32 protein-coding genes are annotated in these 26,334 nt (G+C 49.4%); 21 read left to right on the top strand and 11 right to left on the bottom strand.

The genetic code is table 11. The features are described 5' to 3' along the window. Positions 1-60 precede the first annotated feature (60 nt). Positions 61-198, bottom strand: a complete 138-nt coding sequence (locus Q8M75_RS05340) for a hypothetical protein (RefSeq protein WP_305487038.1) — start codon at positions 196-198, stop codon at positions 61-63. A gap of 92 nt (positions 199-290) precedes the next feature. Beyond that, the gene (locus Q8M75_RS05335; protein ID WP_305487037.1) at positions 291-458 is read right to left on the bottom strand and encodes a hypothetical protein; all 168 of its coding nucleotides are present in this window, start codon (positions 456-458) and stop codon (positions 291-293) included. 28 nt (positions 459-486) lie between these two features. Here Q8M75_RS05335 and Q8M75_RS05330 point away from each other — a divergent pair, with 28 nt between their 5' ends. Both Q8M75_RS05330 and Q8M75_RS05325 read left to right on the top strand, forming a co-directional pair. Continuing rightward, complete coding sequence (locus Q8M75_RS05330) at positions 487-1,149, top strand: site-2 protease family protein (RefSeq protein WP_305487035.1); 663 nt, start codon at positions 487-489, stop codon at positions 1,147-1,149. 83 nt (positions 1,150-1,232) lie between these two features. Continuing rightward, positions 1,233-1,700, top strand: coding sequence for a cytochrome c (locus Q8M75_RS05325; RefSeq protein ID WP_305487034.1), 468 nt, complete (start codon positions 1,233-1,235; stop codon positions 1,698-1,700). Here Q8M75_RS05325 and Q8M75_RS05320 read toward each other — a convergent pair. From Q8M75_RS05320 to Q8M75_RS05310, 3 genes are all read right to left on the bottom strand, one after another. Then, positions 1,687-2,376, bottom strand: coding sequence for a cytochrome b/b6 domain-containing protein (locus tag Q8M75_RS05320; protein ID WP_305487032.1), 690 nt, complete (start codon positions 2,374-2,376; stop codon positions 1,687-1,689). The genes Q8M75_RS05325 and Q8M75_RS05320 overlap by 14 nt on opposite strands. 62 nt (positions 2,377-2,438) lie before the next feature. Further along, entirely contained in the window at positions 2,439-3,380 is a 942-nt protein-coding gene (locus Q8M75_RS05315) for a 3-hydroxyacyl-CoA dehydrogenase family protein (RefSeq protein ID WP_305487030.1), read from the bottom strand. Between the two features lies 1 nt (position 3,381). Further along, on the bottom strand, positions 3,382-5,157 hold the full coding sequence (locus Q8M75_RS05310) for an IlvD/Edd family dehydratase (RefSeq protein ID WP_305488195.1): 1,776 nt from the start codon (positions 5,155-5,157) through the stop codon (positions 3,382-3,384). A gap of 88 nt (positions 5,158-5,245) precedes the next feature. Here Q8M75_RS05310 and Q8M75_RS05305 point away from each other — a divergent pair, with 88 nt between their 5' ends. The 6 genes from Q8M75_RS05305 (at position 5,246) to Q8M75_RS05280 (ending at position 10,823) form a co-directional block, all read left to right on the top strand. Further along, positions 5,246-6,172: a 2-hydroxyacid dehydrogenase gene (locus tag Q8M75_RS05305; RefSeq protein ID WP_305487028.1), complete on the top strand. Its 927-nt coding sequence runs from the start codon at positions 5,246-5,248 to the stop codon at positions 6,170-6,172. A 14-nt stretch (positions 6,173-6,186) separates the two neighbouring features. Further along, complete coding sequence (locus tag Q8M75_RS05300; protein WP_305487026.1) at positions 6,187-7,110, top strand: dihydrodipicolinate synthase family protein; 924 nt, start codon at positions 6,187-6,189, stop codon at positions 7,108-7,110. Positions 7,111-7,189: 79 nt separating this feature from the next. Beyond that, positions 7,190-8,140: a TAXI family TRAP transporter solute-binding subunit gene (locus Q8M75_RS05295; protein WP_305487024.1), complete on the top strand. Its 951-nt coding sequence runs from the start codon at positions 7,190-7,192 to the stop codon at positions 8,138-8,140. Between the two features lie 52 nt (positions 8,141-8,192). After that, positions 8,193-10,208 (top strand): TRAP transporter fused permease subunit, encoded by a 2,016-nt coding sequence (locus Q8M75_RS05290; RefSeq protein ID WP_305487022.1) that lies wholly within the window; start codon positions 8,193-8,195, stop codon positions 10,206-10,208. Positions 10,209-10,323: 115 nt separating this feature from the next. After that, positions 10,324-10,602, top strand: a complete 279-nt coding sequence (locus tag Q8M75_RS05285; RefSeq protein ID WP_305487020.1) for a BrnT family toxin — start codon at positions 10,324-10,326, stop codon at positions 10,600-10,602. An 11-nt stretch (positions 10,603-10,613) separates the two neighbouring features. Continuing rightward, positions 10,614-10,823 (top strand): BrnA antitoxin family protein, encoded by a 210-nt coding sequence (locus Q8M75_RS05280; protein WP_305487017.1) that lies wholly within the window; start codon positions 10,614-10,616, stop codon positions 10,821-10,823. 151 nt (positions 10,824-10,974) lie between these two features. Here Q8M75_RS05280 and Q8M75_RS05275 read toward each other — a convergent pair whose 3' ends face one another. Then, positions 10,975-12,111: a mandelate racemase/muconate lactonizing enzyme family protein gene (locus Q8M75_RS05275; RefSeq protein WP_305487015.1), complete on the bottom strand. Its 1,137-nt coding sequence runs from the start codon at positions 12,109-12,111 to the stop codon at positions 10,975-10,977. A 134-nt stretch (positions 12,112-12,245) separates the two neighbouring features. Between Q8M75_RS05275 and Q8M75_RS05270 the strand changes: the two genes are divergently transcribed. From Q8M75_RS05270 to ccmI, 10 genes are all read left to right on the top strand, one after another. After that, complete coding sequence (locus Q8M75_RS05270; protein WP_305487013.1) at positions 12,246-13,673, top strand: M23 family metallopeptidase; 1,428 nt, start codon at positions 12,246-12,248, stop codon at positions 13,671-13,673. A gap of 10 nt (positions 13,674-13,683) precedes the next feature. After that, positions 13,684-14,313, top strand: coding sequence for a cytochrome c biogenesis heme-transporting ATPase CcmA (ccmA, locus tag Q8M75_RS05265; protein WP_305487010.1), 630 nt, complete (start codon positions 13,684-13,686; stop codon positions 14,311-14,313). Then, complete coding sequence (ccmB, locus tag Q8M75_RS05260; RefSeq protein WP_305487007.1) at positions 14,310-14,996, top strand: heme exporter protein CcmB; 687 nt, start codon at positions 14,310-14,312, stop codon at positions 14,994-14,996. The genes ccmA and ccmB overlap by 4 nt, the downstream gene beginning before the upstream one ends. A 67-nt stretch (positions 14,997-15,063) precedes the next feature. Next, complete coding sequence (gene ccmC, locus Q8M75_RS05255) at positions 15,064-15,804, top strand: heme ABC transporter permease CcmC (RefSeq protein WP_305487005.1); 741 nt, start codon at positions 15,064-15,066, stop codon at positions 15,802-15,804. Continuing rightward, positions 15,801-15,980 carry a heme exporter protein CcmD gene (ccmD, locus tag Q8M75_RS05250; protein ID WP_305487002.1) on the top strand — a complete coding sequence of 60 codons (180 nt, stop codon included), beginning with the start codon at positions 15,801-15,803 and terminating at the stop codon, positions 15,978-15,980. Before ccmC ends, ccmD begins: the two co-directional genes overlap by 4 nt. Positions 15,981-15,995: 15 nt before the next feature. After that, positions 15,996-16,424, top strand: coding sequence for a cytochrome c maturation protein CcmE (ccmE, locus tag Q8M75_RS05245; RefSeq protein ID WP_305487000.1), 429 nt, complete (start codon positions 15,996-15,998; stop codon positions 16,422-16,424). Next, positions 16,421-18,355 (top strand): heme lyase CcmF/NrfE family subunit, encoded by a 1,935-nt coding sequence (locus tag Q8M75_RS05240; protein WP_305486998.1) that lies wholly within the window; start codon positions 16,421-16,423, stop codon positions 18,353-18,355. The genes ccmE and Q8M75_RS05240 overlap by 4 nt, the downstream gene beginning before the upstream one ends. Then, the gene (locus Q8M75_RS05235; protein ID WP_305486996.1) at positions 18,352-18,876 is read left to right on the top strand and encodes a DsbE family thiol:disulfide interchange protein; all 525 of its coding nucleotides are present in this window, start codon (positions 18,352-18,354) and stop codon (positions 18,874-18,876) included. Before Q8M75_RS05240 ends, Q8M75_RS05235 begins: the two co-directional genes overlap by 4 nt. A gap of 81 nt (positions 18,877-18,957) precedes the next feature. Next, positions 18,958-19,407, top strand: coding sequence for a cytochrome c-type biogenesis protein (locus Q8M75_RS05230; RefSeq protein WP_305486994.1), 450 nt, complete (start codon positions 18,958-18,960; stop codon positions 19,405-19,407). After that, positions 19,404-20,252 carry a c-type cytochrome biogenesis protein CcmI gene (gene ccmI / locus Q8M75_RS05225; RefSeq protein WP_305486992.1) on the top strand — a complete coding sequence of 283 codons (849 nt, stop codon included), beginning with the start codon at positions 19,404-19,406 and terminating at the stop codon, positions 20,250-20,252. The genes Q8M75_RS05230 and ccmI overlap by 4 nt, the downstream gene beginning before the upstream one ends. A 3-nt stretch (positions 20,253-20,255) precedes the next feature. Here ccmI and Q8M75_RS05220 read toward each other — a convergent pair whose 3' ends face one another. Continuing rightward, entirely contained in the window at positions 20,256-20,696 is a 441-nt protein-coding gene (locus Q8M75_RS05220; RefSeq protein ID WP_305486990.1) for a universal stress protein, read from the bottom strand. On the opposite strand from Q8M75_RS05220, the gene Q8M75_RS05215 reads away from it, so the two are divergent. Then, positions 20,685-21,209 carry a DUF2177 family protein gene (locus tag Q8M75_RS05215; protein WP_371131751.1) on the top strand — a complete coding sequence of 175 codons (525 nt, stop codon included), beginning with the start codon at positions 20,685-20,687 and terminating at the stop codon, positions 21,207-21,209. The genes Q8M75_RS05220 and Q8M75_RS05215 overlap by 12 nt on opposite strands. 22 nt (positions 21,210-21,231) lie before the next feature. Further along, positions 21,232-22,893, top strand: coding sequence for a SulP family inorganic anion transporter (locus tag Q8M75_RS05210; RefSeq protein WP_305486984.1), 1,662 nt, complete (start codon positions 21,232-21,234; stop codon positions 22,891-22,893). Here Q8M75_RS05210 and Q8M75_RS05205 read toward each other — a convergent pair. Further along, positions 22,867-23,547 (bottom strand): sulfite exporter TauE/SafE family protein, encoded by a 681-nt coding sequence (locus tag Q8M75_RS05205; RefSeq protein WP_305486982.1) that lies wholly within the window; start codon positions 23,545-23,547, stop codon positions 22,867-22,869. The two genes, Q8M75_RS05210 and Q8M75_RS05205, sit on opposite strands and share 27 nt — an antisense overlap. A 103-nt stretch (positions 23,548-23,650) precedes the next feature. On the opposite strand from Q8M75_RS05205, the gene Q8M75_RS05200 reads away from it, so the two are divergent. Beyond that, positions 23,651-24,406, top strand: coding sequence for a helix-turn-helix domain-containing protein (locus Q8M75_RS05200; RefSeq protein ID WP_305486980.1), 756 nt, complete (start codon positions 23,651-23,653; stop codon positions 24,404-24,406). Here Q8M75_RS05200 and Q8M75_RS05195 read toward each other — a convergent pair. The 3 genes from Q8M75_RS05195 to ccoG are packed head-to-tail and all read right to left on the bottom strand — an operon-like array spanning position 24,403 to position 26,308. Further along, positions 24,403-24,666 (bottom strand): hypothetical protein, encoded by a 264-nt coding sequence (locus Q8M75_RS05195; RefSeq protein WP_305486978.1) that lies wholly within the window; start codon positions 24,664-24,666, stop codon positions 24,403-24,405. The genes Q8M75_RS05200 and Q8M75_RS05195 overlap by 4 nt on opposite strands. Beyond that, entirely contained in the window at positions 24,663-24,851 is a 189-nt protein-coding gene (locus Q8M75_RS05190; RefSeq protein ID WP_305486977.1) for a hypothetical protein, read from the bottom strand. The genes Q8M75_RS05195 and Q8M75_RS05190 overlap by 4 nt, the downstream gene beginning before the upstream one ends. A 23-nt stretch (positions 24,852-24,874) precedes the next feature. Beyond that, positions 24,875-26,308 carry a cytochrome c oxidase accessory protein CcoG gene (gene ccoG / locus Q8M75_RS05185; protein ID WP_305486974.1) on the bottom strand — a complete coding sequence of 478 codons (1,434 nt, stop codon included), beginning with the start codon at positions 26,306-26,308 and terminating at the stop codon, positions 24,875-24,877. Positions 26,309-26,334 lie beyond the last annotated feature (26 nt).

The following is a 26,334-nucleotide window of genomic DNA, read 5'->3' as shown; positions in this document are numbered from 1 at the left end:
GGCGGGAGGCGGGCTTCAACCGAAAACTAAGGGCATGTATGCCGTACTGCGTTGTGGCAATTAGCCAAATACATAACCTGTATGGGCAGCCACCAAGGCAAACAAAATGGCCAAGCTGGTTGCGACCGCCAACATCACGATCAAGGTGATGATCTTTTTATTGATCTCGTCTTTACTTTCTTTGTGCCACTCATTCATAACTCATCCTTCAACAGTGCGTATTCATGTGCAAATTGCAATACCCCAATTATCCACCATATGGCTGGCGACTAGGCGGGTTGCCGGGTGCTTTAGCGGCCGCGACCGGCTTTACGCATCATGCCTTTACCGCCACCAAAGCCACTGGGGGGTTTGCCACCAGCGCCCTGAGGGCCCTTGCCGGCAGGGGGACGAACAGGCGGTTTAGCGATTACTGGGCGGGCTGGGGTCTTCGCAGCGGGTTTTTTTTCTTCAGTCACGATGGGCTCCTGTGGATATCATGTTGTCATGATAAGTGCCTTTTCGATAGAAGCAATAGCCGTCAATGCGATTCCGCTGATTTTGGCCATCACCATTCATGAGGCGGCGCACGGTTATGTTGCCAAACGGCTGGGGGACAATACCGCTTTCCTGCTCGGCAGGGTCACCTTAAATCCCTTTAAACACATCGATTTAGTCGGGACCTTGGTGATTCCATTGGCCTTAATTCTCCTGAATTCAGGCTTTTTAATCGGCTATGCCAAGCCAGTGCCGGTCCGCTTTGATCGACTGAAGAACCCCAAAATCGACATGATTTGGGTTGCCTTAGCAGGGCCTGGATCTAACTTCATACAGGCGATTGCGTGGGCCATCCTGTGGTTTATGCCGCAACTCCTCGGCATCGATGAGCCCTATTTGGGGGCGGTAGCGAAGGCGGGAGTCATGTGGAATATCAGCCTCCTCGTCTTTAATCTCCTGCCGATTCCACCGATGGACGGCGGGAGAGTCTTAACCGGTCTCCTGCCTTACCGCCAGGCTGTGTCCTTTAGCCGAATTGAGCCTTGGGGCTTTTTTATCGTCTTAGGCCTAGCCCTCACGGGACTGATTAGTGTTTGGTGGATGCAGCCCTTAAGTAGCTTCTTTTTATCGATCATCCGCTTCTTAATGTGGCCCCTGCAGTACTTGCTATAAAAAAGTAGCGGGGCTTGCTTAAAAGGCGGCGAAGTGGGTTATGCTGATCCGGTAATTACCCTTTCCATTTATAAGGAGTTGACATGTCTGCTCGTTCATTTGCTACTACCACTGGCCTACGCATGTTGGCAGCATCCATCATCGTGATGGCAGCAAGCCCCGCTTCTGCGCAGTTTCAAAAAGCAGAAGATGCAATCAAATACCGTCAAAGCGCATTTAGCCTGATCGGAACCCACTTCGGACGGATTGGTGCGGTTGTCAAAGGAGAAGTGCCATACAACAAAGATGATGTTGCCAAGAATGCAGCCATGGTTGCAACCCTCTCCACTCTGCCATGGCAAGCCTTTGGTGCGGGCACTGAAGGTGGCAAAGCCCAGCCCGCCATTTGGACTGATGCAGCTAAATTCAAAACAGGTTCAGAGAAAATGCAGACCGCGATTGCTGAACTCAATCAAGCAGCGCAGTCAGGCAATCTGGAGAACATCAAAAAGGCATTTAGTGCTGCAGGACAAACCTGCAAATCCTGTCACGATGACTTTAGAAAGAAATAATTCCGAGGGCATAGAGCAGCAGTAAAGCAATTACGCATAGCGATAGCAATGCGGTGAGTCGCTGCGCTGCTCCGTCTTTAGAGGCAAGGAGTGCGACAGCCGGCAGACCACTGCCTTCGCGCTCCACATCCACCTCTTTATCGCCCTGAATCATCGGCATCACGATCGATTCGCGCTTAACCCATTGGTAGTAGGCAATGGCCAAGAGATGCAAGCCAATTAATCCAAACAGAATATTGGAATTCAATGCATGAATGCTGCCAAGTAAACTGACGGTAGCGTTGGATACGTACTTAGCAAGCGGCCCTTGAAAGGCAATGTCATCGTCCGTAAATAAACCAGTACCGGCCTGAATACCAAGCACCAGCAATAAAGCAATCACCGATAGGCTGCCGAGCGGACTGTGGCCAAAGCCACCGCCTTCCTTGCCAGTGAGAAAGGCAATGAGGCGCTGCGGGCTTGGAATAAAGGTAATGAAACGCGAGTGTATGGCGCCAATAAAGCCCCACAGCACCCGAAACAAAACCAAACTCAATACAGCGTAGCCAAAGTAAGCGTGCCACTGCATCCAATAACCGCCGATATTGACACAAATCACCGCGCCCGTAATGCAGACAACTAGAAGCCAATGGAACAGCCTGGTTGGTAAATCCCAGATGCGGAGGGTTCTTTTCATCAAGTCAGTATAGGCGGATCTCCGCCATCAAACTACCATTACCACCTTAATTGGTATAACGACTAATCAATCTTAGGCAACTCTTTTTGAATGATTTTTAAACCTTCGCGCAGAATGGAGTCATAGCGATCACGCTCAGCACGAATGGTTTCTGGATTCCATTCAAAAAAGCCTTCGCCGGTCTTCATCCCCAACTTGCCGCTTTTAGCGCGATCGCCCAAACAGTTGGCGATGTTGGGTGAGTTATTCAGTGAGGGATAAATACTTGCCCCTGCTGCTGCATGAATATCTATACCTGCATGATCCCGCTGCATCACTGGGCCAGCTGCAAGGTAGCGAAAACCAAAACCAAAGCGGACGGCTTTATCCACGTCTTCTGGCGTAGCGATGCCTTCATCGATCAGATAAAACGCCTCGCGCGAAAGTGCATGCTGTAAGCGATTAGCCAAAAATCCATGCAAATCTTTTTTCACCATCACTGGCACCATACCGCATGCAGTCATGAGGCGCGACAAACTCTCTGCCACCATCTTGGAGGTCTTCTCGCCACACACAACTTCGACACACGGCACAATGTGCGCCGGCATAAAGAAATGCAAGCCAATCATGCGGGCCGTTGTTTTGAGGCCAGCTGCAATTTCACTAATGGGAAAGCTGGAACTATTGCTCGCTAATACTGTTTCGGGTTTAGTCCGCTTTTCCAGTTCAGCAAAGAGTGATTGCTTTAAGTCAAGGCGCTCGGGTATGCACTCAATCACCAAATCCACATCGGCCCAATCCACTTCATCCAAGGAGCCAGCTACAGTCAATAAATGAATGCGGTTTTCATAACCCAATTCAGTCATGGCATTAGCAAAGTAATTAGGCAAATGCGCACGGCGCTCGGTGGTTAACTCAACGACTTGCGTAGCGCAGCCACCACGCGCGCATACGGCCGCAACATCGGCACCCATCGTGCCACCACCGATAATCACGACCTTCGTTTCTGCTGGGGTGAATAACATGTCATTTTCCTTTCAGTAATGGTGCAGAACGCGTTGCTGCTGGCACCATAAAATCAAAATCGCAACCTACGTCGGCCTGCGTTACTGTTGTTTGGTAAAGGCGGCGGTAGCCTGTGTCTGGGATATTCAAACGAACCGCGGGCGGTGCTAATTCAGCAAGGCGGCGCGCGATCTCTGCATCATCTACTAACAATTCAATGCGCCGCGCATCTACATCCAATTCAATAATGTCGCCACTGCGCACAATCGCTAGCGGGCCGTTTTCTGCGGACTCGGGGGTAATGTGAAGCACGATCGTGCCAAATGCAGTACCGCTCATGCGCGCATCTGAGATCCGCACCATGTCTTTGACTCCTGCTTGCGCCAACTTTTTCGGAATGGGCAAATACCCTGCCTCTGGCATACCGGGGGCACCTTTGGGGCCGGCGTTTTGCAATACCAATACATCATCCGCCTTGACATCTAAATCATCTCGATCGATGCGCAGGGCCAAATCTTCTAGTGAACTAAATACCACTGCACGGCCACGGTGCTTGAGCAAGGCCGGCGATGCGGCAGAGTGTTTAATCACGGCACCACGCGGCGCTAAATTGCCTTTTAATACAGCTAAACCGCCAACCGGGAAAATGGGTTCTTGTGCAATTCGTATGACTTTGCGGTTGCGTGTCACAGGGGCGGCATCAATCTCTTCACCCAAGGTCCTGCCGCTGACTGTAATGCAATCTAAATAGAGCAAGGGCCTGAGTTCACGCAAGACTGCCATGAGTCCACCATCTTCATTGAGGTGCTCCATGTAATGCATGCCGCTGGGTTTTAAATCGACCAGCACTGGCACATTACGGCCCAAGCGATCAAAGGCCTCAAGGTCAATTTTGACACCCAAGCGAGCAGCAATCGCCGTGAAATGAATTAAAGCATTGGTTGATCCGCCTATGGCATGCAGCACCGTCAAGGCATTGGTCAGCGACTCTAAGGTCAGAATGCGCCCTGGTGTTAACGCTTGCTCGGATGGCATCTTCGCCAACTCCACCGCCCTGCGGCCCGTTAACTCAGCCAAGCGAAAGCGTTCGGCCATCACGGCCGGCACTGCTGCTGTTCCAGGCAAGCTCATGCCGGCTGCCTCAACCATGCAAGCGATAGTACTGGCAGTGCCCATCACCATGCAGGTGCCAGTTGTCGGAGCGAGTTTTTCATTGACCGCATCAATTTCGGTTTGATCGATTTCCTTGGCGCGGAACTTGGCCCAATAGCGGCGGCAATCCGTGCAGGCACCCAAGCGATCACCTTGATACGTTGTGGTTAGCATCGGTCCGGTAGGGATTGAGATGACAGGCACATCAACACTAGCCGCTCCCATCAGTTGCGCTGGTATGGTCTTATCGCAACCGCCAATTAAGATCACTGCATCAACGGGTTGAGCCCGCATCATTTCTTCGGTATCGAGCGCCATCAAATTACGCAGATACATACTTGTTGGAAATGCAAAGGACTCATGCACCGATATGGTCGGAAAAACCATGGGCATCCCGCCGGCTTGCATCACGCCGCGCTTAGCAGCTTCAATCATTTGCGGCACGTTGCCATGGCATGGATTGAAATCGCTATAGGTATTGGTAATGCCAATAATTGGCCGATCCAAGGCGCTGTCACTAAAGCCCATAGCCTTAATGAATGCTTTACGCATAAATAATGAAAATTCAGCATCGCCGTAGCGGGTTAAGCCCTTCCTTATGCCACTGGGGTTGTCATTTGAGTTGGCTGAATTGCTCAAGGGGATTTTCCTGTAGATATTGGTCTGAGAAAGTGGTGAATTTGTTAATTCCACTTACAATAGCGCATTATTTCAATAAAAATAGTAGTGAGACATGATCCCCGTCAATTCGGTGTTGCAGGTCGGTTCGTTTCCGGAAGTGATGCAAGCGGAAATCAACCGAAGCCTGAAAACAGTGCATTTAATCAATCCCCATGAACCTGTTCCTGCCGGTTCATATGAGGCGATCCTGACGCGCTCCAACACCCCGATTCCCGAAAGCCTGCTCCGCCAAATTCCGAACCTCAAAGTAATCGCCTGCTGCGGAGTTGGCTACGACAATCTTCCTTTAGATTACCTCAAGAGCCACGGCATTCAGGCAAGTACCACCCCAGGCGTTCTCAATGATGCCGTGTGTGAACTGGGTATTGGCCTTCTGTTTGCGTTGCTGCGTCGCCTACCTGCAGCCGATTTATTTGCCCGCTCTGGCGCATGGCAAGAAAAAGCCTTTCCCATTACAACCACCCTGGCCGGCAAAACAGTGGGCATTGTGGGTTTAGGGCGAATTGGCCAGGACCTAGCTAAGCGTCTTGAGGCATTTGGCGTGACGATTGCCTATACCGGGCCTAGCGCTAAAAAATGCTCTTACGCCTTCTACAGCAGCGCAGTTGCGCTGGCTGAGGCGGCCGATGTGCTCATATTGACCTGCCCAGGGGGCCCTGAAACGGAGCGCATGATCGATGCAAGCGTCTTAAATGCCCTAGGACCGAATGGGTATTTAGTGAATATCGCCCGCGGCAGTGTCGTGGACGAATCTGCGCTGATTTCTGCATTGCAGCAAAATCGCATTGCTGGGGCAGCACTCGATGTGTTTGAAAACGAACCCCAGTTGAATTCTGCCTTCATGCAGCTCCATAATGTGGTGCTGAGCCCCCATATCGGCAGTGCTACGCGTGAAACGCGCCAGGCCATGACCCGTTTGGCAATTGATAACTTAGAAGCATTTTTTAACCACCGTCCTTTATTAACACCGATCCACTAGAAACCGGAGATCCCATGTTGACCCCCAAGCCTTCCCCACTGTCTGCAGTCCTCTCACCTGTTATCACTCCATTTAATGCGGACGGCAGTCCCAATATTCAAAAGCTTCTGAAACAATGCAAATGGCTTGAAGCCAACGGCGTTGGTCATGCCGTCTTTGGCACGAATTCTGAAGCCAATTCGATTTCTACCTTACAAAAACTGCACGCACTCGATGAGCTCATTCGAGGCGGCCTCAATCCTGCACATATGATGCCCGGTACCGGCGCTTGCTCGATTGATGCGGCAGTGCAGATGACCAAGGCGGCAGTAGACGCAAAATGTGGCGGTGTCTTGATGCTGCCACCCTTCTATTACAAAGATATTTGCGATGACGGCTTATTTGCCTATTTTGCAGAGGTGATTGAAAAAGTGGGCGATCCCAGGTTGCAGATTTACATCTACAACATTCCACCGGTCACCAAGATTTCGTTAAGCCTGTCACTGCTAGAGCGGCTGGTCAAGGCCTACCCCAACACGGTGATTGGCATGAAAGACAGCTCAGGTGATTGGGCCTACACCGAGTCAGTCATTAAGTTATTGGCTCCGGAAGGCTTCCGAGTCTATGCTGGCAGCGAAGTATTTTTAATGCGCACCATGCGCGCTGGTGGCGTTGGCTGTATCTCCGCAACGGCAAACGTCAACCCCAAGGCCATTGCTACATTAGCCGCAAATTGGCAAGCTGCTGGGGCAGACCAACATCAAGCCGAATTGGATCAAGTGCGCGCTGTTTTCCAAAAGTATCAGATGATTGCGGCACTAAAAACAGCGGTTGCGCATTACAGCAAAGATGCGGACTGGTTGCGTATACGCCCTCCTTTGATGCCCTTAGGCGCTGATCAGCAAAAGAAATTAATTGCTGAATTGGATGAAATTCACTTCTCCATGCCAGGTCTTTAAGGAATCAGTTGGATTTTTTGACAAATATAATGTTTACTTGCTACACCCTTTAACAAAACGTACCAGGAGATACCAAAAAATGAAACTGTTAAAAATCTTTGCACTGACGCTCGGCCTAGGCTGTATGAGCGTTCAAGCGCAAAATTTATCCATTGCTACCGGCGGTACAGGCGGCGTTTATTACCCCATGGGCGGCGGTTTAGCAGCAGTATTGTCTAAGCACGTCTCTGGCATGTCAGCGACTGCAGAAGTCACCGGCGGTTCTGTCGATAATTTGAAGTTAATCGGCACTGGTAAACCCTATGTTGGTTTCTCGATGGCTGATGCTGCAAAAGACGCCATCTCCGGTGAAGACAAATTTAAGGGCAAACCAATTGATTTGCGCACCTTATTGATTCTGTATCCAAACCAGATGCACGTTGCAACAGTGGAATCTACTGGCATTAAGACCATGCAAGACCTCAAAGGCAAGCGCGTTAGCACTGGCTCGCCCGGTAGCGCTACCGAAGTGATGGCCTTCCGTCTCTTAGAGGCAGCTGGCTTAGATCCAAACAAAGATGTGAAACGCGAGCGTTTGAGCGTTGCTGAGTCCGTCAACGCTGTTAAAGATCGCAAGATTGATGCGTTCTTTTGGGTTGGTGGTTTGCCAACTGCAGCGGTCACCGATTTAGCGAACAGCCCTGGTATGAAAATTGTGATGGTAGACACTTCTGCGGAAGTACCTGCAATGAACAAGAAATACGGTAACTTGTATTTCCCATCGACCATCTCAAAGCAAACCTATAACGGCATGGCAAAAGACAACAACGTTGCTGCTGTTGCCAATATTTTGGTTGTCAGTTCAGCCATGTCGGATGCTGAAGCCTACAAAATCGTCAAGGCAATTTTTGACAACCAATTGGAGCTGGTTCGTTCGCACGCAGAGTATCGCAATGTGAAGCTTGAGAATCAAAAGGCAAACGCAACACCGGTTGCATACCATCCTGGCGCCTTAAAGTACTTTAAAGAAAAAGGCATCAAGGTAAATTAATTACCTCAATGCCAATGCAGTTTGAATACAAGACAGAAAATTAGGCAGGGACATGACGCAAGCAGCAATTGATACAGCAACACAAGAGAAGTTAGACGCTTTCATTAAGCAGGAAGAAGGCGACTCCAATGACTACAAAGGGCTGTTGGCTAAATTTATAGTCTTGGTTGCTGTGGGCATGTCCTTGTTTCATTTATATGCTGCCTATTACATCGTGCCAACCCACCAGTTACGGGTTGTGCACGTTGCTTTAGTTCTTTTTTTACTGTTTCTGAGCTTTCCAATTTCCAATCGCTTTAAAAATCGATTGATGTGGTGGGACGTTATTTTTAGTCTCCTTGCAATCTATATTTCGTATTACGTCCTCAGTGGTGGCGATGACTTTACCGATCGCAACACCGCCCCCGACCCCAAGGATGTTTATTTAGGTATTGCTTTAATTCTCCTTATTTTGGAGGGTGTGCGCCGCACCAACGGCATGATCCTCGTTGGCGTCACCGTTTGTTTCTTGCTGTACGCCCTTTTTGGTAACCATTTGCCAGCGCCATGGACCCATAAAGGGTACGAATTAGATCGCCTCGTCGGCTTTATGTACATGACCCTAGAGGGCATCTACGGCACCGCGATTGATGTATCTGCAACCCTCATTATTTTGTTTACGATCTTTGGCGCCTTTTTGCAATTCACGGGCGCAGGCAAGTTCTTTATTGATTTTTCCTTTGCTGCCATGGGAGGCAAATCCTCTGGTGTAGGGCGCACCATTGTGCTGTCGTCTTTCTTGCTTGGCGGCCCCTCTGGCTCTGGCGTTGCCACGACGGTGACTGTTGGCTCAGTTGCCGCGCCCATGCTGGATAAAGTCGGTTACGAAAAAAATGCAGCAGGCGGCCTACTAGCAGCAGGCGGCTTGGGCGCAATTATTTCTCCACCCGTGCTGGGCGCTGCTGCCTTCTTGATCGCTGACTTTTTGAAGATTTCCTATTTGGATGTGCTCTTAATGGCGTGCATTCCAACCATCTTGTTTTACCTTGGCTTATTTGTGATGGTTGAGATCGATGTACGTAAGTACAAGATGAAGAGCATTCACTTCGAAAGCGCTGAAAGTGCATGGCAGCTTGCCAAGAAATATTGGTTCCACTTCTTTTCGCTGATTTCCATCGTTGTATTTATGCTGATGGGCTTTTCTCCCGTCCTATCCGTGTTTGCTGCAACTGTGGTTTCTGCCCTGACCAGCATGCTGCGCGAAGACACCGCGATCATTCCGTATGCTTGGTTTAAAGGAAAGATGCCGATTCTGTCTGGCCTCTACAACTCCAATCTAACTAAATCCTTGGCTGCGGGCTCTACCGGTGTTATTTCGATTGCAGCAACCTGCGCGGGTGCCGGACTGATTGTGGGCACCGTTACCCTCACCGGCCTTGGTCTCAAATTTAGCTCGATTGTGATTCAGTATGCGGATGGCTCTTTACTGCTGACCGCGATCTTTACTGCCTTAGTGGTGTGGGTGGTTGGCCTAGCCGTACCTGTTACTGCCTCCTACATTATTTGTGCTGTAATTGCAGCCCCCGCTCTAATTAACCTAGGCGTTCCTGCATTTGCTGCGCACATGTTCATTTTCTATTACGCTGTTCTCTCCGAAGTATCGCCGCCGACTGCCCTATCGCCGTTTGCTGCCGCAGCGATCTGTAAGGGTGATCCGTACAAGACAACACTGCAGTCTTGGAAATACGTTGCTCCAGCGATTTTGGTGCCTTTCATGTTTGTACTGGATAAGTCAGGCGTTAGTTTGTTGCTCATGGGCTCAACCTCAGCGCTTGAACAAGCCAATTGGAGCGAAATCGCCTGGATTACCTTTACTGCCATTGCCGGAATTATTTGCCTTGCGGGTGGATTGCAAGGGTGGTTTATCGAAAAAACCAATCCCATTGAGCGTATTGTGATGATCGCATCCGGCGTGGCGCTAGCCTACCCATCGAATGAAGCCGATGTTGGCGGATTCATTGGTTTTGGCCTGGTTCTCCTCTCCCAAATCATTCGCAACCGCCGTCAGCGGCCGCCGGCAATTGCTTAGGGTCACTTCCCTTTAGTCGTTTGTGTTTTGATCAAAATAATGCCCGCACACGCGGGCATTATTCTTTTGGTTGGACGAACTTGCTTCTTTCAATTAACATATGTACACTGTACATATGACTTTATTAAGATTTGAATGGGAGCCCAGAAAAGCTTCAGCTAACCTAAAGAAACACGGCATTTCTTTTGAAGAAGCGAAATCTGTGTTTTATGATGAAAGTGCTAAGTTAATTTCCGATCCAGATCATTCGGAGGATGAAGACAGATTTATCTTGCTGGGAGTAAGTCACTCTCTTCGCGTAATTTTGGTTTGCCATTGTTATCGAAGCGAGGGCAATGTCGTTCGTATTATTTCGGCTCGTAAGGCAACTGCCAAAGAGTCAAAAGCTTATTAAAGGTGATGAAGATGCGTAAAGAATATGATTTCTCAAAAGCACGTAAAAACCCATATGCTTCTATGCTCAAGAAGCCTATAACCATTAGATTGGATGAGGATTCAGTGAGCTACTTTAAATCTGTATCAAAAGAGGTGGGCATTCCTTATCAAAGCCTTATTAATCTCTATTTAAGAGATTGCGCAGCCACCCATAAGAAATTAAATCTTAGCTGGAAGTAGTCTAGGGGGAGAGTGAGAATCTCCTGAGGCCCTAGTTCGATTCCGCCCCAGGCCACCAAGAAATACCAAAACCACCTTCGGGTGGTTATTTTTTGGATGTCTGCTTATGGTCGATTGTGGAAATTAAAAGGCCAACGGCTAGATAAGGCGATTACTTGGTAATTTTGCTCCAAGCCGATTTACCTGCGTACTTTTGAATCGCTTTCTCATCGAACTCAAAACCCAGTCCTGGAGTTTTGTGCAAAATCAAATCGCCATTTTTAAAGGTCAACTGCTTGTTGATTAAGTTACGGAAATTGAGCACTTGGTCGTCGAGGAAAAACTCCACAAAACGGGCATTGGGTGTTGCGGCAACCAGCGGCGCATGCAAATCATGCATCCAGTGCGGACAAACTGTTACACCCTTGCAATCCGCGTATGCTGAAATCCGGCGCCACTCGGTAATGCCGCCACATACGGCTGCATCCGATTGCAGGATCGCTGCGCCACCGGCTTCGATCAACTCCCTAAACCGCCAACGTCCCGCCTCCATCTCGCCCGTAGCGACATTGATGGTGGTGCGCTGCGCGAGGGCGGCATGCAAATCAATCGCATCCGGCGAGAACGGCTCTTCAATCCAGTATGGGTTGTAGTCTTCAAAACGGCGGATGTACTCGAGTGCCGTGGGTAAATCACGCCAGGCGTTATTGGCGTCGAGCGTCAGCAAAACATCATCGCCTACTGCAATGCGTGCTGCCCGGACCCGCTCTTCCTCTTCCCGCGGAGAAAGGCGCCCTACTTTCATTTTGACGGCCTTAAAGCCCTGCTTAACATAGGACTCCATTTCCTTGCCCAGCTTGGCAGGGGTTTTACCCTCCAGGTAATAGCCGCCGCTGGCATAGGCCGGGACGCGGTCCTCCACCACCGATCCCAAATACTGGTGCAGCGGCAAGCCGGCGGAACGGGCATTTAAATCCCATAAGGCTATATCTAAGATTGAGATGGCGCGCATGACCGAACCAGCGCGGCCTTGGAGAATCGATTCATCGTACATCTCCATCCATAAACCTTCGGAGCGGTGGCTATTTTGACCAATCAATTTTTTGGCGAGTAATTGCTCAACCGCTATTTTGGCGATAGCGCCACCCGCACTACCCACATAACAAAATCCAATACCCTCAACACCTTCTTTACTGCGTACTTTGACGATGCAGTAATGGCGCTCTGAAACCGTTCGGGTTGAAAATGAGGTGACTTTATCCAATGGGACGCTTACCGCGGCTACTTGGATTGATTCAATAATGGGCATAGCAGATCCTTGTCAGAAAAAAAGATTGTAGACACAATCAGACTGACTTAATTTGACCATGGGCAATTAGCAAATAATGTTGCAGTGCAAAATCATAATCTGACACTAGGGTCACAATATTAGATAATCAGGGGGTGAATCTGTTTTTGATCTCCCTCTTGCGTGGTGCACCAGCCTACTTCATCCCCTTATTGGCGATCATGGCGTTCGGCGGCTACCTCAGCATGCCAATTGCCTCGTCCGAGGCGAATGCACAAACGACTCCAACTCGCAGCAAGGTAGTCGTTAAAAATAATCCTAAACAAACTGGCATTAAGGCTCCCCGCCCAGCTAGCCAATCCCTTGCGCCCAAAAATTCTAGCTTAGTTGATGCCAGCAAAGACAGTGAATTAAATCGAGATGCGGGTGGCAATTTGGATTTTCGGGTGCAACGTGGCTGCATTAAAACCGATTCGCTCGATGGCAATTTACCCGCCCGACTCGGCATCAACGATCCAGCTTTTTTTGAATTCTTTCAAAGTCAAACCCGCAGCTTCTTTGCTGGGCTGCGTGGCAATTGCATTCCCTACGCGGTGGCATTTGGTAATCGCAATCGCTTTGATTCCCTTAGCATCATGAACGGGCCTATTCGCGATGCGCGCACTCAAATCTTGACATTTACCCCATCGGCCTTTGGTGGATTCTTAACCCAGGAGGACCGCCTGCAATCGCAGTCGCCGAACCTGGTTGAAGTAGAGCTCTCCTTATCCGATGTCTTGTACGACGCCAAAAAAGTAGGTGATGTGTTGCCAGTCGAGTTAGTTTGGGAACTGAACTCCATCGTGAAGCAGTTGTATCCTGAAGATAGTCCGACCACTGCCATTAATGCCAATCAGGTTCGATTGATTGTGGACTTTGGTGATCGTGATCGCTGGGCTCAAATCTGGGCGGTTGAAATTATTAATACCCTGAGTCAAGAGGTGCTTGCGAGTGCATTCTGGGTTGATCGCAATGACATTCCCGGTGGATTTTTTACCGCTTCGGGTGAGTCAATTGAACGCTCCTTCTGGACCAATCCACTGAGCTATCGCCGCATATCACGGGGCGTAGGTAGCGTCCGAGCTGGCCGCGCCAAAGTCCCCGCCAAGCAGCCAGGCCAAGCCCCAGCCACGGTGCAGCGCTGGCGTACCCATATGGGCATCGATTACGCCGCTCCGACCGGCACTCCGGTGTTTAGCGTTGCCAACGGCAAAATTGCTTACCTTGGCTACAACGGAGCATTTGGCAATCTCATTATTGTCGAACACCCAGGCAACTACCGCACCTACTATGCCCATTTAAGCAATTACAACGTAGAACTTAGTGTTGGTAACGATGTGCGTCGTGGCCTCGAGATTGGTTATGTTGGCTCCACCGGTCGCTCGAGCGGACCCCATTTACATTACGAATTGCGGCGTGATGGCACCTACATTGATCCTTACAGTCCATCTGCGCAGCTCGATCTGTGGTCGATGCGAGATAGCGATAGCGGTCAGTTCACACGCCAACTCCTGCTTCTCGGCAGCCTACCGAATAATGAGTAATACTCCCGCCATGAATTCGTCTGCCCTGCATTTACAAAACCTAGCCTGCATACGTGGCGGTAAAACTCTATTTACCGATCTCTCGGTTGTACTCGAACCAGGCCATCTCTTGCGGATCACTGGCAGTAACGGTGCCGGAAAGTCGAGTTTATTGCGCATGCTCTGCGGTCTATTAACACCTAGCATGGGCAGCATTCAGTGGGGTGCAAACTCAATTGATGCCGATCGGGATTTTTTTCATACGCAACTGATTTACTTGGGCCACACTCCAGCGCTCAAGGGCGATCTCAGCGCCGAAGAAAACATCATGGCAGCAGGCAGTCTCAGCGGCGATGTAATTACCAGCAGCATGGCTCGCGCCGCCTTAGTTAACTCGGGCTTAGGTCATCTGGCCAGTAGATTGGCGCGGACCTTCTCGCAAGGCCAAAAGCAACGGGTTGCATTAGCTCGCCTGCAGTTGGCACAAGACAGGCCATTGTGGCTGCTCGACGAGCCATTCAATGCACTGGATCACGATGCCAATGAGGCCCTACAAGCATTGATTCAAGGGCATTTATCCAGAGGTGGCATGGTCGCCTTAAGTAGCCATCAACAGGTTGCTCTCGATCAGATCGACCGCGTCGTTCGGGTGAGCTTATGAGCGCACACCTATCTATCCCAAAAGTCATGCTCGCCATTGTGCGGCGCGACTTGAGTTTGGCTCTGCGTCGCAAGAACGACAGCTTATCTGCCCTGTTTTTCTTTATCGTGGTCGCAAGTTTATTTCCCTTGGGTATCGGACCGGAGCCAACACTGCTCGCCAAAATTGCGCCGGGGATGCTTTGGATCGCTGCTTTATTGGCAGCCATGCTTTCACTAGGGCGTTTATTTGCAGATGACTTCCAAGATGGCACCCTGGATCAATTGGTTTTAACTGCGATCCCATTGCCGCTGGCAGTGCTATCTAAAACGGCAGCACATTGGATTAGCTCTGGGCTCGTGCTCACGATCGCTTCTCCTATTCTGGCGATCCAATTTAATCTGGACGCGCAAAGTACCGGTATTTTGGTGCTCTCGCTCCTCATTGGCACGCCCCTGCTGAGCTTAATTGGCTCGATCGGCGCAGCCCTAACCTTAGCAACGCGTGGCGGGGGCATGTTGCTGTCCTTACTCGTTTTGCCGCTGGTCATTCCGGTCCTTATTTTTGGCGCCGGCGCAGTCGATGCCCACCACGCTGGCCTGCCAATCGATGGTCATTTCTACCTCTTGGGTGCGATGCTGGCGATTGCCGTGTTTTTTGCCCCAATCGCCACCGCAGCCAGCCTACGAATCGCCGTGGAATAAGCCGGCTAGGCTAAAATCAGGCACACTAACGCATGCTCTAACTACTTTTAAATAAAGACTATTTCCTGTGTTCTCCTCTGGCATCAATTGGTTTAAGTTCGCTGCGCCACAACGCTTTTATGCCTTATCTGGCACATGGATTCCGTATTGCGTTGCGATTGCCGTCATTGCCACCATCATTGGATTGACGATTGGGCTTTTAATTGCACCAAGCGATCATCAACAAGGCGAGTCCTACCGTATTATTTTTATTCATGTGCCTGCCGCATGGATGTCGATGATTATTTATTTGGCAATGGCATTTTGGGCGGCCATGGGGCTTATTTTTAATGCACGCCTTGCCAGCATGTTTGCACTTGCCTTAGCACCCACTGGCGCCCTCATGACCTTCATTGCCCTCTGGACCGGATCCTTATGGGGCAAACCCACGTGGGGTACCTACTGGGTGTGGGACGCACGCCTGACCTCAGAACTCATTTTGCTTTTCTTGTACCTAGGCTTTTTATCACTGCACGCAGCAATTGAAGATACCCGCAAGGCTGATCGTAGCGCTGCTGTGTTGGCCATCGTTGGCGTGGTGAATATTCCGATCATCTACTTTTCAGTGAAATGGTGGAATACCTTGCACCAAGGTGCTTCGGTGAGCCTAACCAAAGCCCCTACTATGGCAACTCAAATGTTGACTGGCATGCTCATCATGACAGTGGCGTTTTGGGCTTACTCCTTCGCATTGAGTTTCTACCGCTGCCGTACCCTTATTTTGGAGCGGGAGCGCCATACTGCGTGGGCGCAGGAGGCAGTGAAATGATTTACTGGAATAGCCTTAGTGATTTTCTGCAAATGGGCGGCCACGGCCCCTTTGTATGGGGCTCCTTCGCGGTGACTGCCCTTGTTTTTGCCATTGAAATCATGCAGATCCGCAGGCAGCGTCGCCAGACCGAAGCCAGCATTCGGGACGAGTCGTACGCCACTGAAAAAAATTAGGCAAAATAAGGACTTATGAAACCCCGCACAAAACGCGGTCTGGCAATCCTTGGTGGCGTAACCTGCATTGCATTTGCCACGTATATGGTTTTTCAGACCTTCCAAAGCAATTTGGTGTTCTTCTACAGTCCGAGTCAAATTGCGGCCAATGAGGCGCCGAAAGACCGTGCATTTCGCGTTGGCGGCATGGTTGAAGAAAATTCCATCAAGCGCGATGCGGGCGGACTCAAAGTGAGCTTTGTCGTAACTGATTTTGCGCACCGCATTGAAGTGAACTATGAGGGCTTACTACCGGATTTATTTAAAGAAGGTAAAGGGGTCGTTGCCGAGGGTCGCCTCAACTCCACAGGCTCTTTTACAGCAAGCCAAGTGCTTGCCAAGCACGATGAAAACTACATGCCACCCGAAGCAGCAGAAGCCTTAGCTAAAGCGAAGAAACCATGATTCCTGAAATTGGCCAAGTTGCTTTAATCCTGGCATTGATGACAGCCCTGGTGCTGGGCATTGCTCCCCTCATTGGCGCGCAAACCAACCGCCCTGCCTTGATGAATTTAGCGAGACCATCCGCTATGGCACTCTTTTTGTGGGTGACCGTCTCCTATATCTGCCTCGTCATCTCATTTATCAACAATGACTTTAGCGTGCTCAATGTGGCACAAAACTCCAACTCTGCCCTGCCATTGATGTATCGCATCGGCGCTTCCTGGGGCAGTCATGAGGGCTCGATTTTATTGTGGTGCTTCATGATGGCAGGCTGGACGATTGCCGTTGCTGTTTTTTCAAAGCACCTACCAATCAAAATGATTTCGCGCATTCTGGGCGTATTGGGTTTACTCAATATTGGCGTGCTCTTGTTTACCTTGCTTACATCCAATCCACTGGATCGGATGTTGCCTGCAGCATTGGAGGGCAAAGACCTCAATCCCCTGCTGCAAGATCCCGGCATGATTATTCATCCGCCCTTTTTGTACATGGGCTATGTTGGCTCTGCGGTTGCCTTTGCATTTGCGATTGCAGCCCTGCTCTCCGGCCGACTCGATGCGGCATGGGCACGGTGGTCAAGACCATGGGTCACATCGGCATGGTGCTTTTTAACCATCGGCATTGCACTCGGTAGCGCTTGGGCTTATTACGAACTCGGCTGGGGCGGTTGGTGGTTTTGGGATCCGGTTGAAAACGCTTCCTTCATGCCTTGGTTGGTCGGCACTGCACTGATTCACTCGCTTGCCGTCACTGAAAAACGCGGTGGCTTCAAGATGTGGACTGCACTCTTGGCAATCTTGGCTTTTTCACTGTCGCTGCTCGGCACCTTCTTGGTTCGCTCAGGGGTTATCACTTCAGTGCATGCATTTGCAACCGATCCGAAGCGCGGCATTTTCATTCTGGGCTTCTTGGCCCTGGTAGTTGGCGGTTCACTATTGCTGTTTGCATGGCGCGCGCCCAAAGCCAATATTGGCGGTGATTTTGGTACCGTGTCACGCGAGAGTATGTTGCTGAGTAATAACGTCTTACTTTTGGTAGCAACCGCAGCGGTCCTGCTCGGCACCTTGTATCCGATGCTGCTCGACGCCCTGGATCTGGGCAAGATCTCGGTAGGCGTTCCTTACTTTGAGGCAGTATTTGTTCCGCTGATGACGCCCGCACTCTTCTTGATTGGTATTGGTCCGATCGCACGCTGGCGTCAATCTCCCGTAATTGATTTAGCGCATAAATTAAAGTGGGCTGCTACGGTAAGCGTTATCAGCGCTATCCTTGCCCCGCTGGTGCTGCGCAGCTGGACTCCACTGGTTGGCTTTGGACTGTTTTTAGCGATCTGGATTATTGCAACGACCTTCACCCAATTGATTGAGCGCGCCTTTAGTAATCGGGATCGCGGCGTAATTAAAAACCTCGCCGCTCAGCCGGCAAGTTATTACGGCATGTTCCTGGCCCACATCGGCGTTGCGGTTTTCATTATTGGCGTAACGGGCGTGCGTGGCTTTGAGTCGGAAAAAGACATTCGTATGGCAATTGGCAGCAGTATCGAAGCTGGAGGATATGACTTCCAATTTTTAGGAGTTCAAGCCATTGATGGCCCCAATTACAAGGCCATTCGCGGTGTGTTTGATGTGACTAAGGGCGGTAAATTAGTCACGCGCATGGCGCCAGAAAAACGGGTTTATAACGCCAGCCAAATGCCTATGACCGAAGCAGCGATTGATCCGGGCTTTACACGCGACCTATATGTTTCCCTGGGAGAACCAATCAATGCCAATGAGTGGACGGTGCGGATCCATATCAAGCCATTTGTGGATTGGATTTGGGGTGGCTGCTTATTCATGGCCTTGGGTGGATTTTTAGCCATCACCGATCGCCGCTACCGGAAGCGCAAATGAAGCGGTATTTGATTCCCTTCGGAATTTTTATCGTCTTTTTTGGTTTCTTGGCTGCCGGCCTCCAGCTGAATCCGCGTGAAGTACCATCGCCACTCATCAATAAAAGTGCACCCAACTTTACATTACCCGTGCTTGGCAAAGAGAATGCCACTTTTTCTCCTGAGGACATGCGCGGTAAGGTATGGGTTCTGAATGTTTGGGCGTCGTGGTGTGCAGCGTGCCGTGATGAACATCCCCATTTAATTCAGTTTGCAAAAACCCAATCAACCCCCCTGCTCGGCTTAGATTACAAAGACAAGCCGGAGGATGCTGTGCGCTGGCTAAAAGAGTTTGGAGACCCTTACGTTCTATCTATCTCCGATTTAAAGGGGCAGGTTGGCATTGATTATGGCGTCTACGGCGTGCCAGAAACCTTCGTTATTGATAAGGCGGGGTTAATTCGACTCAAGCACATCGGCCCATTGACCCCAAGCGTGATCGAAGAAAAGATCTTGCCGCTGATTCAGAAACTCAATAGCTAAAGTATGGCCCACTCTCTTAACCTAAGTTTGTCCCAAACCCGATCTCTTTTGCGATCTGTTTTGACTAGCACCTGCTTAGCGATGAGTTTATTTGCACCAGGAGCAATGCTTTCTGCACAAGAGGCTCGGCCTGTTGCCCAGGATCCAGTGCTTGAGAAAAAAGTGATTACCCTGTCCAATGAATTGCGCTGCTTGGTTTGCCAAAATCAAACCATCGCCGACTCCAATGCGGAGTTAGCGGTTGATCTACGCAATCAAGTACGTAAACAGCTTAGCGAGGGTAAATCGGATCGCGAGATTTTGGATTACATGGTGCAGCGCTATGGTGAGTTTGTTTTATATCGCCCGCCACTGAGCTACAAAACTATCTTGCTGTGGGCCGGCCCATTTGCACTCTTACTGATTGCCATGTTTATTTTGGTCCAGCAAATTCGTGTGCGACAAAAACGCCTTGCCTCGGAAGAATTCGATCAAACGGATTTATCCCGAGCTCGCAAACTACTTGACTCTTCAACGGGAGACCGGTCATGATGACCTTCTTAGCTATTGCCATCGGCATGATTGCGATCGCGACTGTTCTCTTAGTCTTACCCTTACGTAAAAAAACGGTCACCGCCACAGGCGAACAAGAAGAGAATATTGTGATTTTGCGTGACCAGCTCAATCAACTCGATGTCGACTTTGCAGAAGGTCGCATTGCTACCGATCAACTGCAAGAGGCGCAGCGTGATATTGAAAAACGCTTACTACTAGAAGAGCGCGCGATTGCTGCCGATCAAGCCCCAGTAGGCGCTAAACCCAAGCGCATTTTATTTCCAGCCCTCCTTATCGGCATCGGCGTGCCCGTCTGCAGCGTGCTGCTTTATATTTTGATTGGCAATCCAGTAGCGACCGACCCCCTAGCTCAGACCCAGCAGCCCGCCCTAACGCAGCAAGATATCCAAAACATGGTGGAGCAGTTGGCTTCTCGCCTGGAGAAAGATCCCAACAATCCCGAAGGCTGGCAAATGCTGGCGCGCTCTTACGCTGCGATGCAGCGCTTTCCTGAGGCCGCCAAAGCATATAAGAAGGCGATGGAGCTCAATCCAAATAATGCCCAGTTAACCATCGATTACGCTGACTTTTTAGCTTATCAAAACCAAAGTGCTAAGGGTGAGCCGATGCGCCTGATCATGAAAGCGCTCGAGCTAGACCCCAATAACATTAAAGCGCTAGCGCTTGCTGGCACGGCCTATTATGAAGAAGGTCAGTTTGCTAAAGCCGAGCAATACTGGGCAAGAGGCTTAAAGCTCGTTCCACCCGATGGTGAAGTAGCCAAAGCCTTTACCGATAATATTGCTGACGCCCGGCAGGCAGCAAGCGCAAAGAAAAAGTAAGGCTTATCCGAGCACGATCACAGGCAGGCTGGAGTGGACAATCACTTCATTAGTTTGACTGCCCAATAACATTCCCTTAATACCCGTACGTTTGTGCGAGGCCATCACGATCGCATCGGCCTTCGCTTTTTTAGCTGCAGCTAATACACCGCCAGCCAAACTAGGACTAAAGGTATGCATGGTTCGAACCGCTACGCCCGTACCCAGAACTACCAGGGCACTTTTAAAAAGGTTTTTAGCAAAGGCATCGCAGGCTTTTTTATGATCCTGCTGCGAAAAGCCATACCCTAAACTGCTATCGGAGTAGACCATTGGTGGCATTGGATCGGAGACGTAGACTAAGGTAATGCTTGCCTTATCTTTCTTGGCAAGATCCAATACTTTTTTGAGGGCTTTTTTGGTCACGTCGGACCCATCAATCGGCACTAATAGATGCTTAAACATGGCTCTTCCTTTTCATTTCTATTGATACTTCATCCTACTCCTGATTTCAGGAAATGGATACTTATGGCTCATAATGAATGGAAATCGTTCTATCCCATAAAGGTGAGTAAATTGATCAAGTATCTGGCCGTCTATGCAAGTTTTTTAATCACCTTTCTGGTGATAGATTTTATTTGGCTACTTGGTATCGCCAAAAATCTTTACCGCACTGAAATGGGCGCACTGATGGCTACAGAGCCACGGCTTTGGGTCGCTCTGGCGTTTTATCTTCTCTATGCCCTTGGCACAACGATCTTTGTCATAAGTCCGGCAATTGCAAAACAGTCCTTCATGTATGCACTGGGCTTTGGCGCCCTCTTTGGCTTCTTTTGCTATATGACCTATGACCTGACCAACCTCGCTGTGATTGAGGGATTTCCGGCAAGACTCGCCGTGATTGATATTGTCTGGGGCGTCTTTGTGACTGCAGTCAGTGCTTCTGTGGCGTATGCGGTTGGAAGTCGCATCGGCTAAGCAAATAGAAGTTATTTAACTCATGTTTTTTCAGCCCAAGATCCTGGAATGCTTTCAGGGCTATAACCAAAATCGCTTTATTCGCGATGTTTTCGCTGGCATTACGGTAGGAATTGTTGCCCTACCATTGGCGATGGCATTTGCTATTGCTAGTGGACTCAAGCCTGAGGCCGGTATTTTTACTGCCATTATTGCAGGCAGCTTAATTTCTTTGCTGGGTGGCAGCCGCGTTCAAATTAGTGGGCCAGCTGGGGCATTCATCATTATTGTGTTTGGCATTGTTGATCGCTTTGGCGTTGCGAATCTCTTACTTGCCACCGCCATGTCTGGCGTATTTCTTTTTTTAATGGGCTTATTTCGGCTGGGAACCTTGGTTCGTTTTATTCCAATCGCCGTCATTATTGGCTTCACTAATGGTATTGCTGTATTAATTGGGATGACCCAAGTAAAGGATTTTTTTGGGCTTTCAATGGAAAAAATTCCTGCATCTTTTTTTGATTTAATGCCTGCGCTATTTCATGCGGCCAATACCATCAATCCAGCAGCTCTATGCGTTTCCCTCGGAAGCTTAGCGCTCCTCATTGCCTGGAAGCGACTGCAAGCTCGAAGTCCATTCTGTACTTATCTTCCCGGTACGGTGGTTGCAATGGGGTGCGCAACCCTTATTACAGCAATCTTGAACTTACCCATTGAAACGATTGGCAGTCGTTTTGGCGGTATTCCTGCTTCACTGCCTCAATTTGAGTGGATACCCATCACCTGGTCTAGCGCTCAATTTATGGTGGTACCAGCACTCACCCTTGCTGTGCTTGGCGCAATTGAGTCCCTCGTATGCGCTCGAATAGCGGATGGACTAATTCATGACCGTCATAAACCAAATCAAGAATTGATGGCCCAAGGATGCGCTAATTTTATTACGCCCTTTTTTGGTGGCATGCCGGCCACTGGCACAATCGCCAGAACAGTGACCAATGTGCATAGCGGGGCTACTACGCCCCTCTCTGGCTTAGTACATTCTCTGACTTTATTGTTTTTTGTTTTAGTTGCAGCGCCACTTGCTGCAAATATCCCCTTAGCCTCGCTTGCTGCTATTTTGATTTACATCGCATGGAATATGGGTGAGTGGCGTAAATTAGCCGAACTCAAGCAATTCAAATTACCGTATCGCGTGACTCTACTGAGCGTCTTTATTCTGACCATTGTGGTTGACTTAACCGTGGCGTTTCAGGTTGGATTAATTCTGGCTTTTATTACGTTTATCTATCGGATATCCAACCTCTCTCGCTGCGAACCTGCCTCCCTAGGCGCATACCCGGAGCTGTATTCGCATGCGGGTGATATTAGCGCATATCGCTTATACGGAGCTCTATTTTTTGGGGCAGTTCGCATACTCGATGCCATTGAAAATCAACTTCCCAATAAAGCCCTTGTATTGGACATGAAAAACGTCATATACATCGACTCTTCAGGAATCGATGCTATTGCAGATCTTCATAGGCAATGCATTTCATCTGGCCTCGTGATGATTTTGTGCGGCCTCTCCCATCAGCCCCTAGAAACCCTGAAACGAAGCGGCTTTCTTGCGCGCATTAATACAGAGTGCATTTGCGAAGATCTTCAGGCTGGCATTTTGGCTGCATTACAGCAAACAACATTCTCAGGAAATACAAAAGCCACCCTCTAAAAGTGCTTGAGGTAGAGTCCAGGCGCGATATAGACCATACACGCCCGAGCCCATGAGTAGGGTAATGGCTAAATAACGGACCCAGGCGTAATGGCTGAACTGCACTAGACTTGCCGAGAAGCGAGAAATCAACAGCAAGTTTGGCAAAGTTCCTAGGCCAAATGCAAACATCAGGCTAGCCCCCGAAAGCGCACTACCAGATAAAAATGCCAAGGGCAGCACGCTATAAACCAGGCCGCAAGGAACGAGGCCCCACAACATGCCGCTAAACCAACGGGACGGCCCGCTAGCCAAAGTGCCGAGGTACTTTGACCAGAGCTTTGCCGCCTTGAGTCCCAGCCAAGTCGAAGACGGTTTGGGTTGTTGCTGGCGCCACAAGCGAAAGGCCATGGCAATCAAAATCAATGCACTCAAGGCGAATAAGGGCCTCTGAATTGGCACTACATTTTGTTGCCATACGATCGCGCCAATTTGCCCAGCCGCAGCACCCAACAAAACATAGGTCGTCAATCGACCAAGATGCATGATCAGCTGATGATAAAAAAGGGTCGATTTCGATACTAGGGTAATTTCACTGGCTCGAGGACGCTCAACTGCAGCCGCAATTCCACCACACATTAGGGCGCAATGCCAGCCACTAACAAGGGTACTCAAAAAAAGCGTGGCGAATAGGCTAGTAGTTACCATGATTTCACAAGAAAGTGATTCAAAAAGTGTACAACGGAATAGAATAGCGCTATAGACAAACTAGTACACCATGAACCAAGCGCCTAAATTAAACTCGATCAACAAATGCTCTACTTGTGTGTTGGGTCAATTTTGCATTCCAGTGGGACTCAGCAATCAAGATCTTGAAAAAGTCGACGCCCTAGTAAAAGAGAGAATCTCATTAAAGAAGGGAGATGCCCTCTACCGTCACGGCAACCCAATGTCATCAGTCTATAGCGTTCGCTTTGGCACACTCAAAACAGAACATACTCTCGCGGATGGACGAGCACAAATCATTGGCTTTCATCTGCCCGGAGAAATTCTAGGCCTTGATGCCATCGGCGATGGCTACCATCAATCCGATGCCATCGCCCTTGAGGATAGTGAGGCGTGCATTATTCGCTTTACTGAGTTTGAGTCTCTTGCCAGTCAAATACCCACCTTACAAAATCAATTCCACCGCATTCTGAGCCGCGAGCTAACCCAAGATCAACGCCACCTACTTTCTCTTGGAAGTATGAGAGCAGAGGAGCGCTTGGCTGGTTTTTTACTCAATCTATCCGAACGACTTACCGCTAGAGGCTACACCAATCATGAGTTTGACTTGCGAATGAGCCGTGAGGAAATGGGAAGCTATTTAGGCATTCAGATTGAAACCGTCAGTCGTATGCTCTCCCGCTTCGTTGAGGCCGGTTTAATTCAAATCAAACAGCGCCATATCAAACTAATTGACGTCGATGGGCTATACGAGTTGGCTGGACTAAACAAGCCCGCAGATACTAGCGCCATTCGAATTTGCACCTAAATCAAATCAGGCTCATCTGAGCGAGTCCTTGTGCTGCCCTCTGTTTTTGGCAAAACAAAAAAGCTAAGCCCACTCGAAATGGCACAGAAGAGCCAAATAATCAAAAATCCCAGGGTGTAGACCCCCTCATTTGATAGCGCAATAGGCTCACCGAAGAGCAGAATATCGTCTGGGTGAATGGCGGTAAACAATAAACCTTCAGCAATACCCGCCACCAAAAATGAGGGCCACAAGATCCAAATAATCTGGCGTAATCTCATTTAGTAACGGCCTCAATCTTGAGTCCTTTTTTATTCACACCATCGCGAATCGGCTGGTCAGCATGGTGCGTAAAGGCGAGCCAAATAGTAATTGCACAGCCAATCGCTGCCACCGCAGGGCCACTGATTAAAAGCCAAGGCCACAATTGCTTCCACCAGGGCTTAATGCAAGATTGATTTGACATCCCTTTTTCCTTTCACAACAAACCTAACGCGGCACGATGAATGAGGATTTTTCATCCCGAATCCGAATAACTGTATCTTTACCCTTGCTGAGCTCTAAGCCCTCTACCTCAAAATGAATCGGGTAATTTCCTGGATCCATCTCGCCAAGTGGAGAACTGACGCGAATGGGTATCAGTTGATTACTGGAAGGCTCAACCAATATATCCTTTAGAGGCCTGCCTTGTGAGCTTAGTATTTCTAAATTCGGTAAGCCTGTCACCTTAAAGTTAACTTGTAATGCGTTTTCAGATGAATTCATTACCTGAATACGGTACACATTCTCAATTCGAGTGCCGTCGACTTCCCGTGCCAAAGCGCCACGATCGCGCATCACATCCGCTCGCAATGGATTACGGGTCGCCAAGGAAGCTAAAAAAACGGTCGTTAAGATCACAATAATCGCCGTATAAAAGATAATCCGCGGGCGAAAAATTCGGCGGACTGCCGTCTCTTGAGGCGCGCGCTCCAGAATTGCTCGCTCACTTGTGTAGCGAATGAGGCCTTTAGGGTACTGCATCTTGTCCATCACTTGATTACAGGCATCAATGCAGGCGCCACAACCAATGCACATGTATTGCAAACCATCCCGAATATCAATGCCGGTTGGACAAACTTGGACACAAATACTGCAATCAACGCAATCGCCTAGGCCGCTTGCGAGATAGTTTTCCGATTTACTACGGCTTCCACGAGGATCGCCTCGGACCGTGTCATAGGTCACCAGAAAGGTATCCTTATCTACCATCACGCTTTGAAATCGAGCATAGGGGCACATGTATTTGCAGACCTGCTCTCGCATAAAGCCGGCATTGCCCCAGGTGGCAAAGCTATAAAAGAAGAGCCAAAAGCCCTGCCATGGGCCTAAGGTGGCGCTCATGACTTCGCCGGCTAATACATGAATCGGCGTGAAATAACCCACAAAAGTAAAGCCAGTCCAAGCAGCGACAGCAATCCACAGAGCATGTTTTGTGATTTTAAGCCGCCACTTATTGAAATTCCAAGGCCACTCTTGCCCATCCAAACGTATGCGGGCAAACCGATCACCCTCCACCTTACGCTCGATCCACATAAATACTTCGGTATAGACAGTTTGCGGACAGGCATAGCCACAAAAGAGTCGTCCCGCAACGGCAGTAAACAAAAATAAACTTAGCGCAGAGAGTATTAATAGCAGCGTAAGATAAATCACATCCTGAGGCCACAGAACCAAACCAAAGATATAAAACTTACGCTGGACTAAATCAAACAACACAGCCTGACGATCATTCCAACTGAGCCAAGGCAAGCCGTAAAAAAGGATTTGAGTCAGAAATACAAATACAATCCGCCAGCGGGCAAAGATTCCAGATACCGATCTGGGGTGAATCTTACGGCGCACCTCATAAAGTGATTCCTCAACCGATTGGATCGGAATCACCTTTGGATTAGGTAAAACTTCGAGCA

The sequence above is a fragment of the Polynucleobacter sp. genome, assembly GCF_030693775.1.
In the GTDB taxonomy this organism is placed as follows: Bacteria; Pseudomonadota; Gammaproteobacteria; order Burkholderiales; family Burkholderiaceae; genus Polynucleobacter.
The sequence above is the reverse complement of the archived record's forward strand: the minus strand, read 5'-3'. Positions and strand labels throughout refer to the sequence as shown.

Excerpts from the sequence above, each read along its gene's own strand:
- Q8M75_RS05340 (WP_305487038.1), bottom strand. The coding sequence starts at position 198 with ATGAATGAGTGGCACAAAGAAAGTAAAGACGAGATCAATAAAAAGATC.
- Q8M75_RS05330 (WP_305487035.1), top strand. The coding sequence starts at position 487 with ATGATAAGTGCCTTTTCGATAGAAGCAATAGCCGTCAATGCGATTCCG.
- Q8M75_RS05325 (WP_305487034.1), top strand. The coding sequence starts at position 1,233 with ATGTCTGCTCGTTCATTTGCTACTACCACTGGCCTACGCATGTTGGCA.
- Q8M75_RS05320 (WP_305487032.1), bottom strand. The coding sequence starts at position 2,376 with ATGAAAAGAACCCTCCGCATCTGGGATTTACCAACCAGGCTGTTCCAT.
- Q8M75_RS05315 (WP_305487030.1), bottom strand. The coding sequence starts at position 3,380 with ATGTTATTCACCCCAGCAGAAACGAAGGTCGTGATTATCGGTGGTGGC.
- Q8M75_RS05305 (WP_305487028.1), top strand. The coding sequence starts at position 5,246 with ATGATCCCCGTCAATTCGGTGTTGCAGGTCGGTTCGTTTCCGGAAGTG.
- Q8M75_RS05300 (WP_305487026.1), top strand. The coding sequence starts at position 6,187 with ATGTTGACCCCCAAGCCTTCCCCACTGTCTGCAGTCCTCTCACCTGTT.
- Q8M75_RS05295 (WP_305487024.1), top strand. The coding sequence starts at position 7,190 with ATGAAACTGTTAAAAATCTTTGCACTGACGCTCGGCCTAGGCTGTATG.
- Q8M75_RS05290 (WP_305487022.1), top strand. The coding sequence starts at position 8,193 with ATGACGCAAGCAGCAATTGATACAGCAACACAAGAGAAGTTAGACGCT.
- Q8M75_RS05285 (WP_305487020.1), top strand. The coding sequence starts at position 10,324 with ATGACTTTATTAAGATTTGAATGGGAGCCCAGAAAAGCTTCAGCTAAC.
- Q8M75_RS05280 (WP_305487017.1), top strand. The coding sequence starts at position 10,614 with ATGCGTAAAGAATATGATTTCTCAAAAGCACGTAAAAACCCATATGCT.
- Q8M75_RS05275 (WP_305487015.1), bottom strand. The coding sequence starts at position 12,111 with ATGCCCATTATTGAATCAATCCAAGTAGCCGCGGTAAGCGTCCCATTG.
- ccmA (WP_305487010.1), top strand. The coding sequence starts at position 13,684 with ATGAATTCGTCTGCCCTGCATTTACAAAACCTAGCCTGCATACGTGGC.
- ccmB (WP_305487007.1), top strand. The coding sequence starts at position 14,310 with ATGAGCGCACACCTATCTATCCCAAAAGTCATGCTCGCCATTGTGCGG.
- ccmD (WP_305487002.1), top strand. The coding sequence starts at position 15,801 with ATGATTTACTGGAATAGCCTTAGTGATTTTCTGCAAATGGGCGGCCAC.
- ccmE (WP_305487000.1), top strand. The coding sequence starts at position 15,996 with ATGAAACCCCGCACAAAACGCGGTCTGGCAATCCTTGGTGGCGTAACC.
- Q8M75_RS05240 (WP_305486998.1), top strand. The coding sequence starts at position 16,421 with ATGATTCCTGAAATTGGCCAAGTTGCTTTAATCCTGGCATTGATGACA.
- Q8M75_RS05235 (WP_305486996.1), top strand. The coding sequence starts at position 18,352 with ATGAAGCGGTATTTGATTCCCTTCGGAATTTTTATCGTCTTTTTTGGT.
- Q8M75_RS05230 (WP_305486994.1), top strand. The coding sequence starts at position 18,958 with ATGAGTTTATTTGCACCAGGAGCAATGCTTTCTGCACAAGAGGCTCGG.
- ccmI (WP_305486992.1), top strand. The coding sequence starts at position 19,404 with ATGATGACCTTCTTAGCTATTGCCATCGGCATGATTGCGATCGCGACT.
- Q8M75_RS05215 (WP_371131751.1), top strand. The coding sequence starts at position 20,685 with ATGCTTAAACATGGCTCTTCCTTTTCATTTCTATTGATACTTCATCCT.
- Q8M75_RS05220 (WP_305486990.1), bottom strand. The coding sequence starts at position 20,696 with ATGTTTAAGCATCTATTAGTGCCGATTGATGGGTCCGACGTGACCAAA.
- Q8M75_RS05210 (WP_305486984.1), top strand. The coding sequence starts at position 21,232 with ATGTTTTTTCAGCCCAAGATCCTGGAATGCTTTCAGGGCTATAACCAA.
- Q8M75_RS05200 (WP_305486980.1), top strand. The coding sequence starts at position 23,651 with ATGAACCAAGCGCCTAAATTAAACTCGATCAACAAATGCTCTACTTGT.
- Q8M75_RS05195 (WP_305486978.1), bottom strand. The coding sequence starts at position 24,666 with ATGAGATTACGCCAGATTATTTGGATCTTGTGGCCCTCATTTTTGGTG.
- Q8M75_RS05190 (WP_305486977.1), bottom strand. The coding sequence starts at position 24,851 with ATGTCAAATCAATCTTGCATTAAGCCCTGGTGGAAGCAATTGTGGCCT.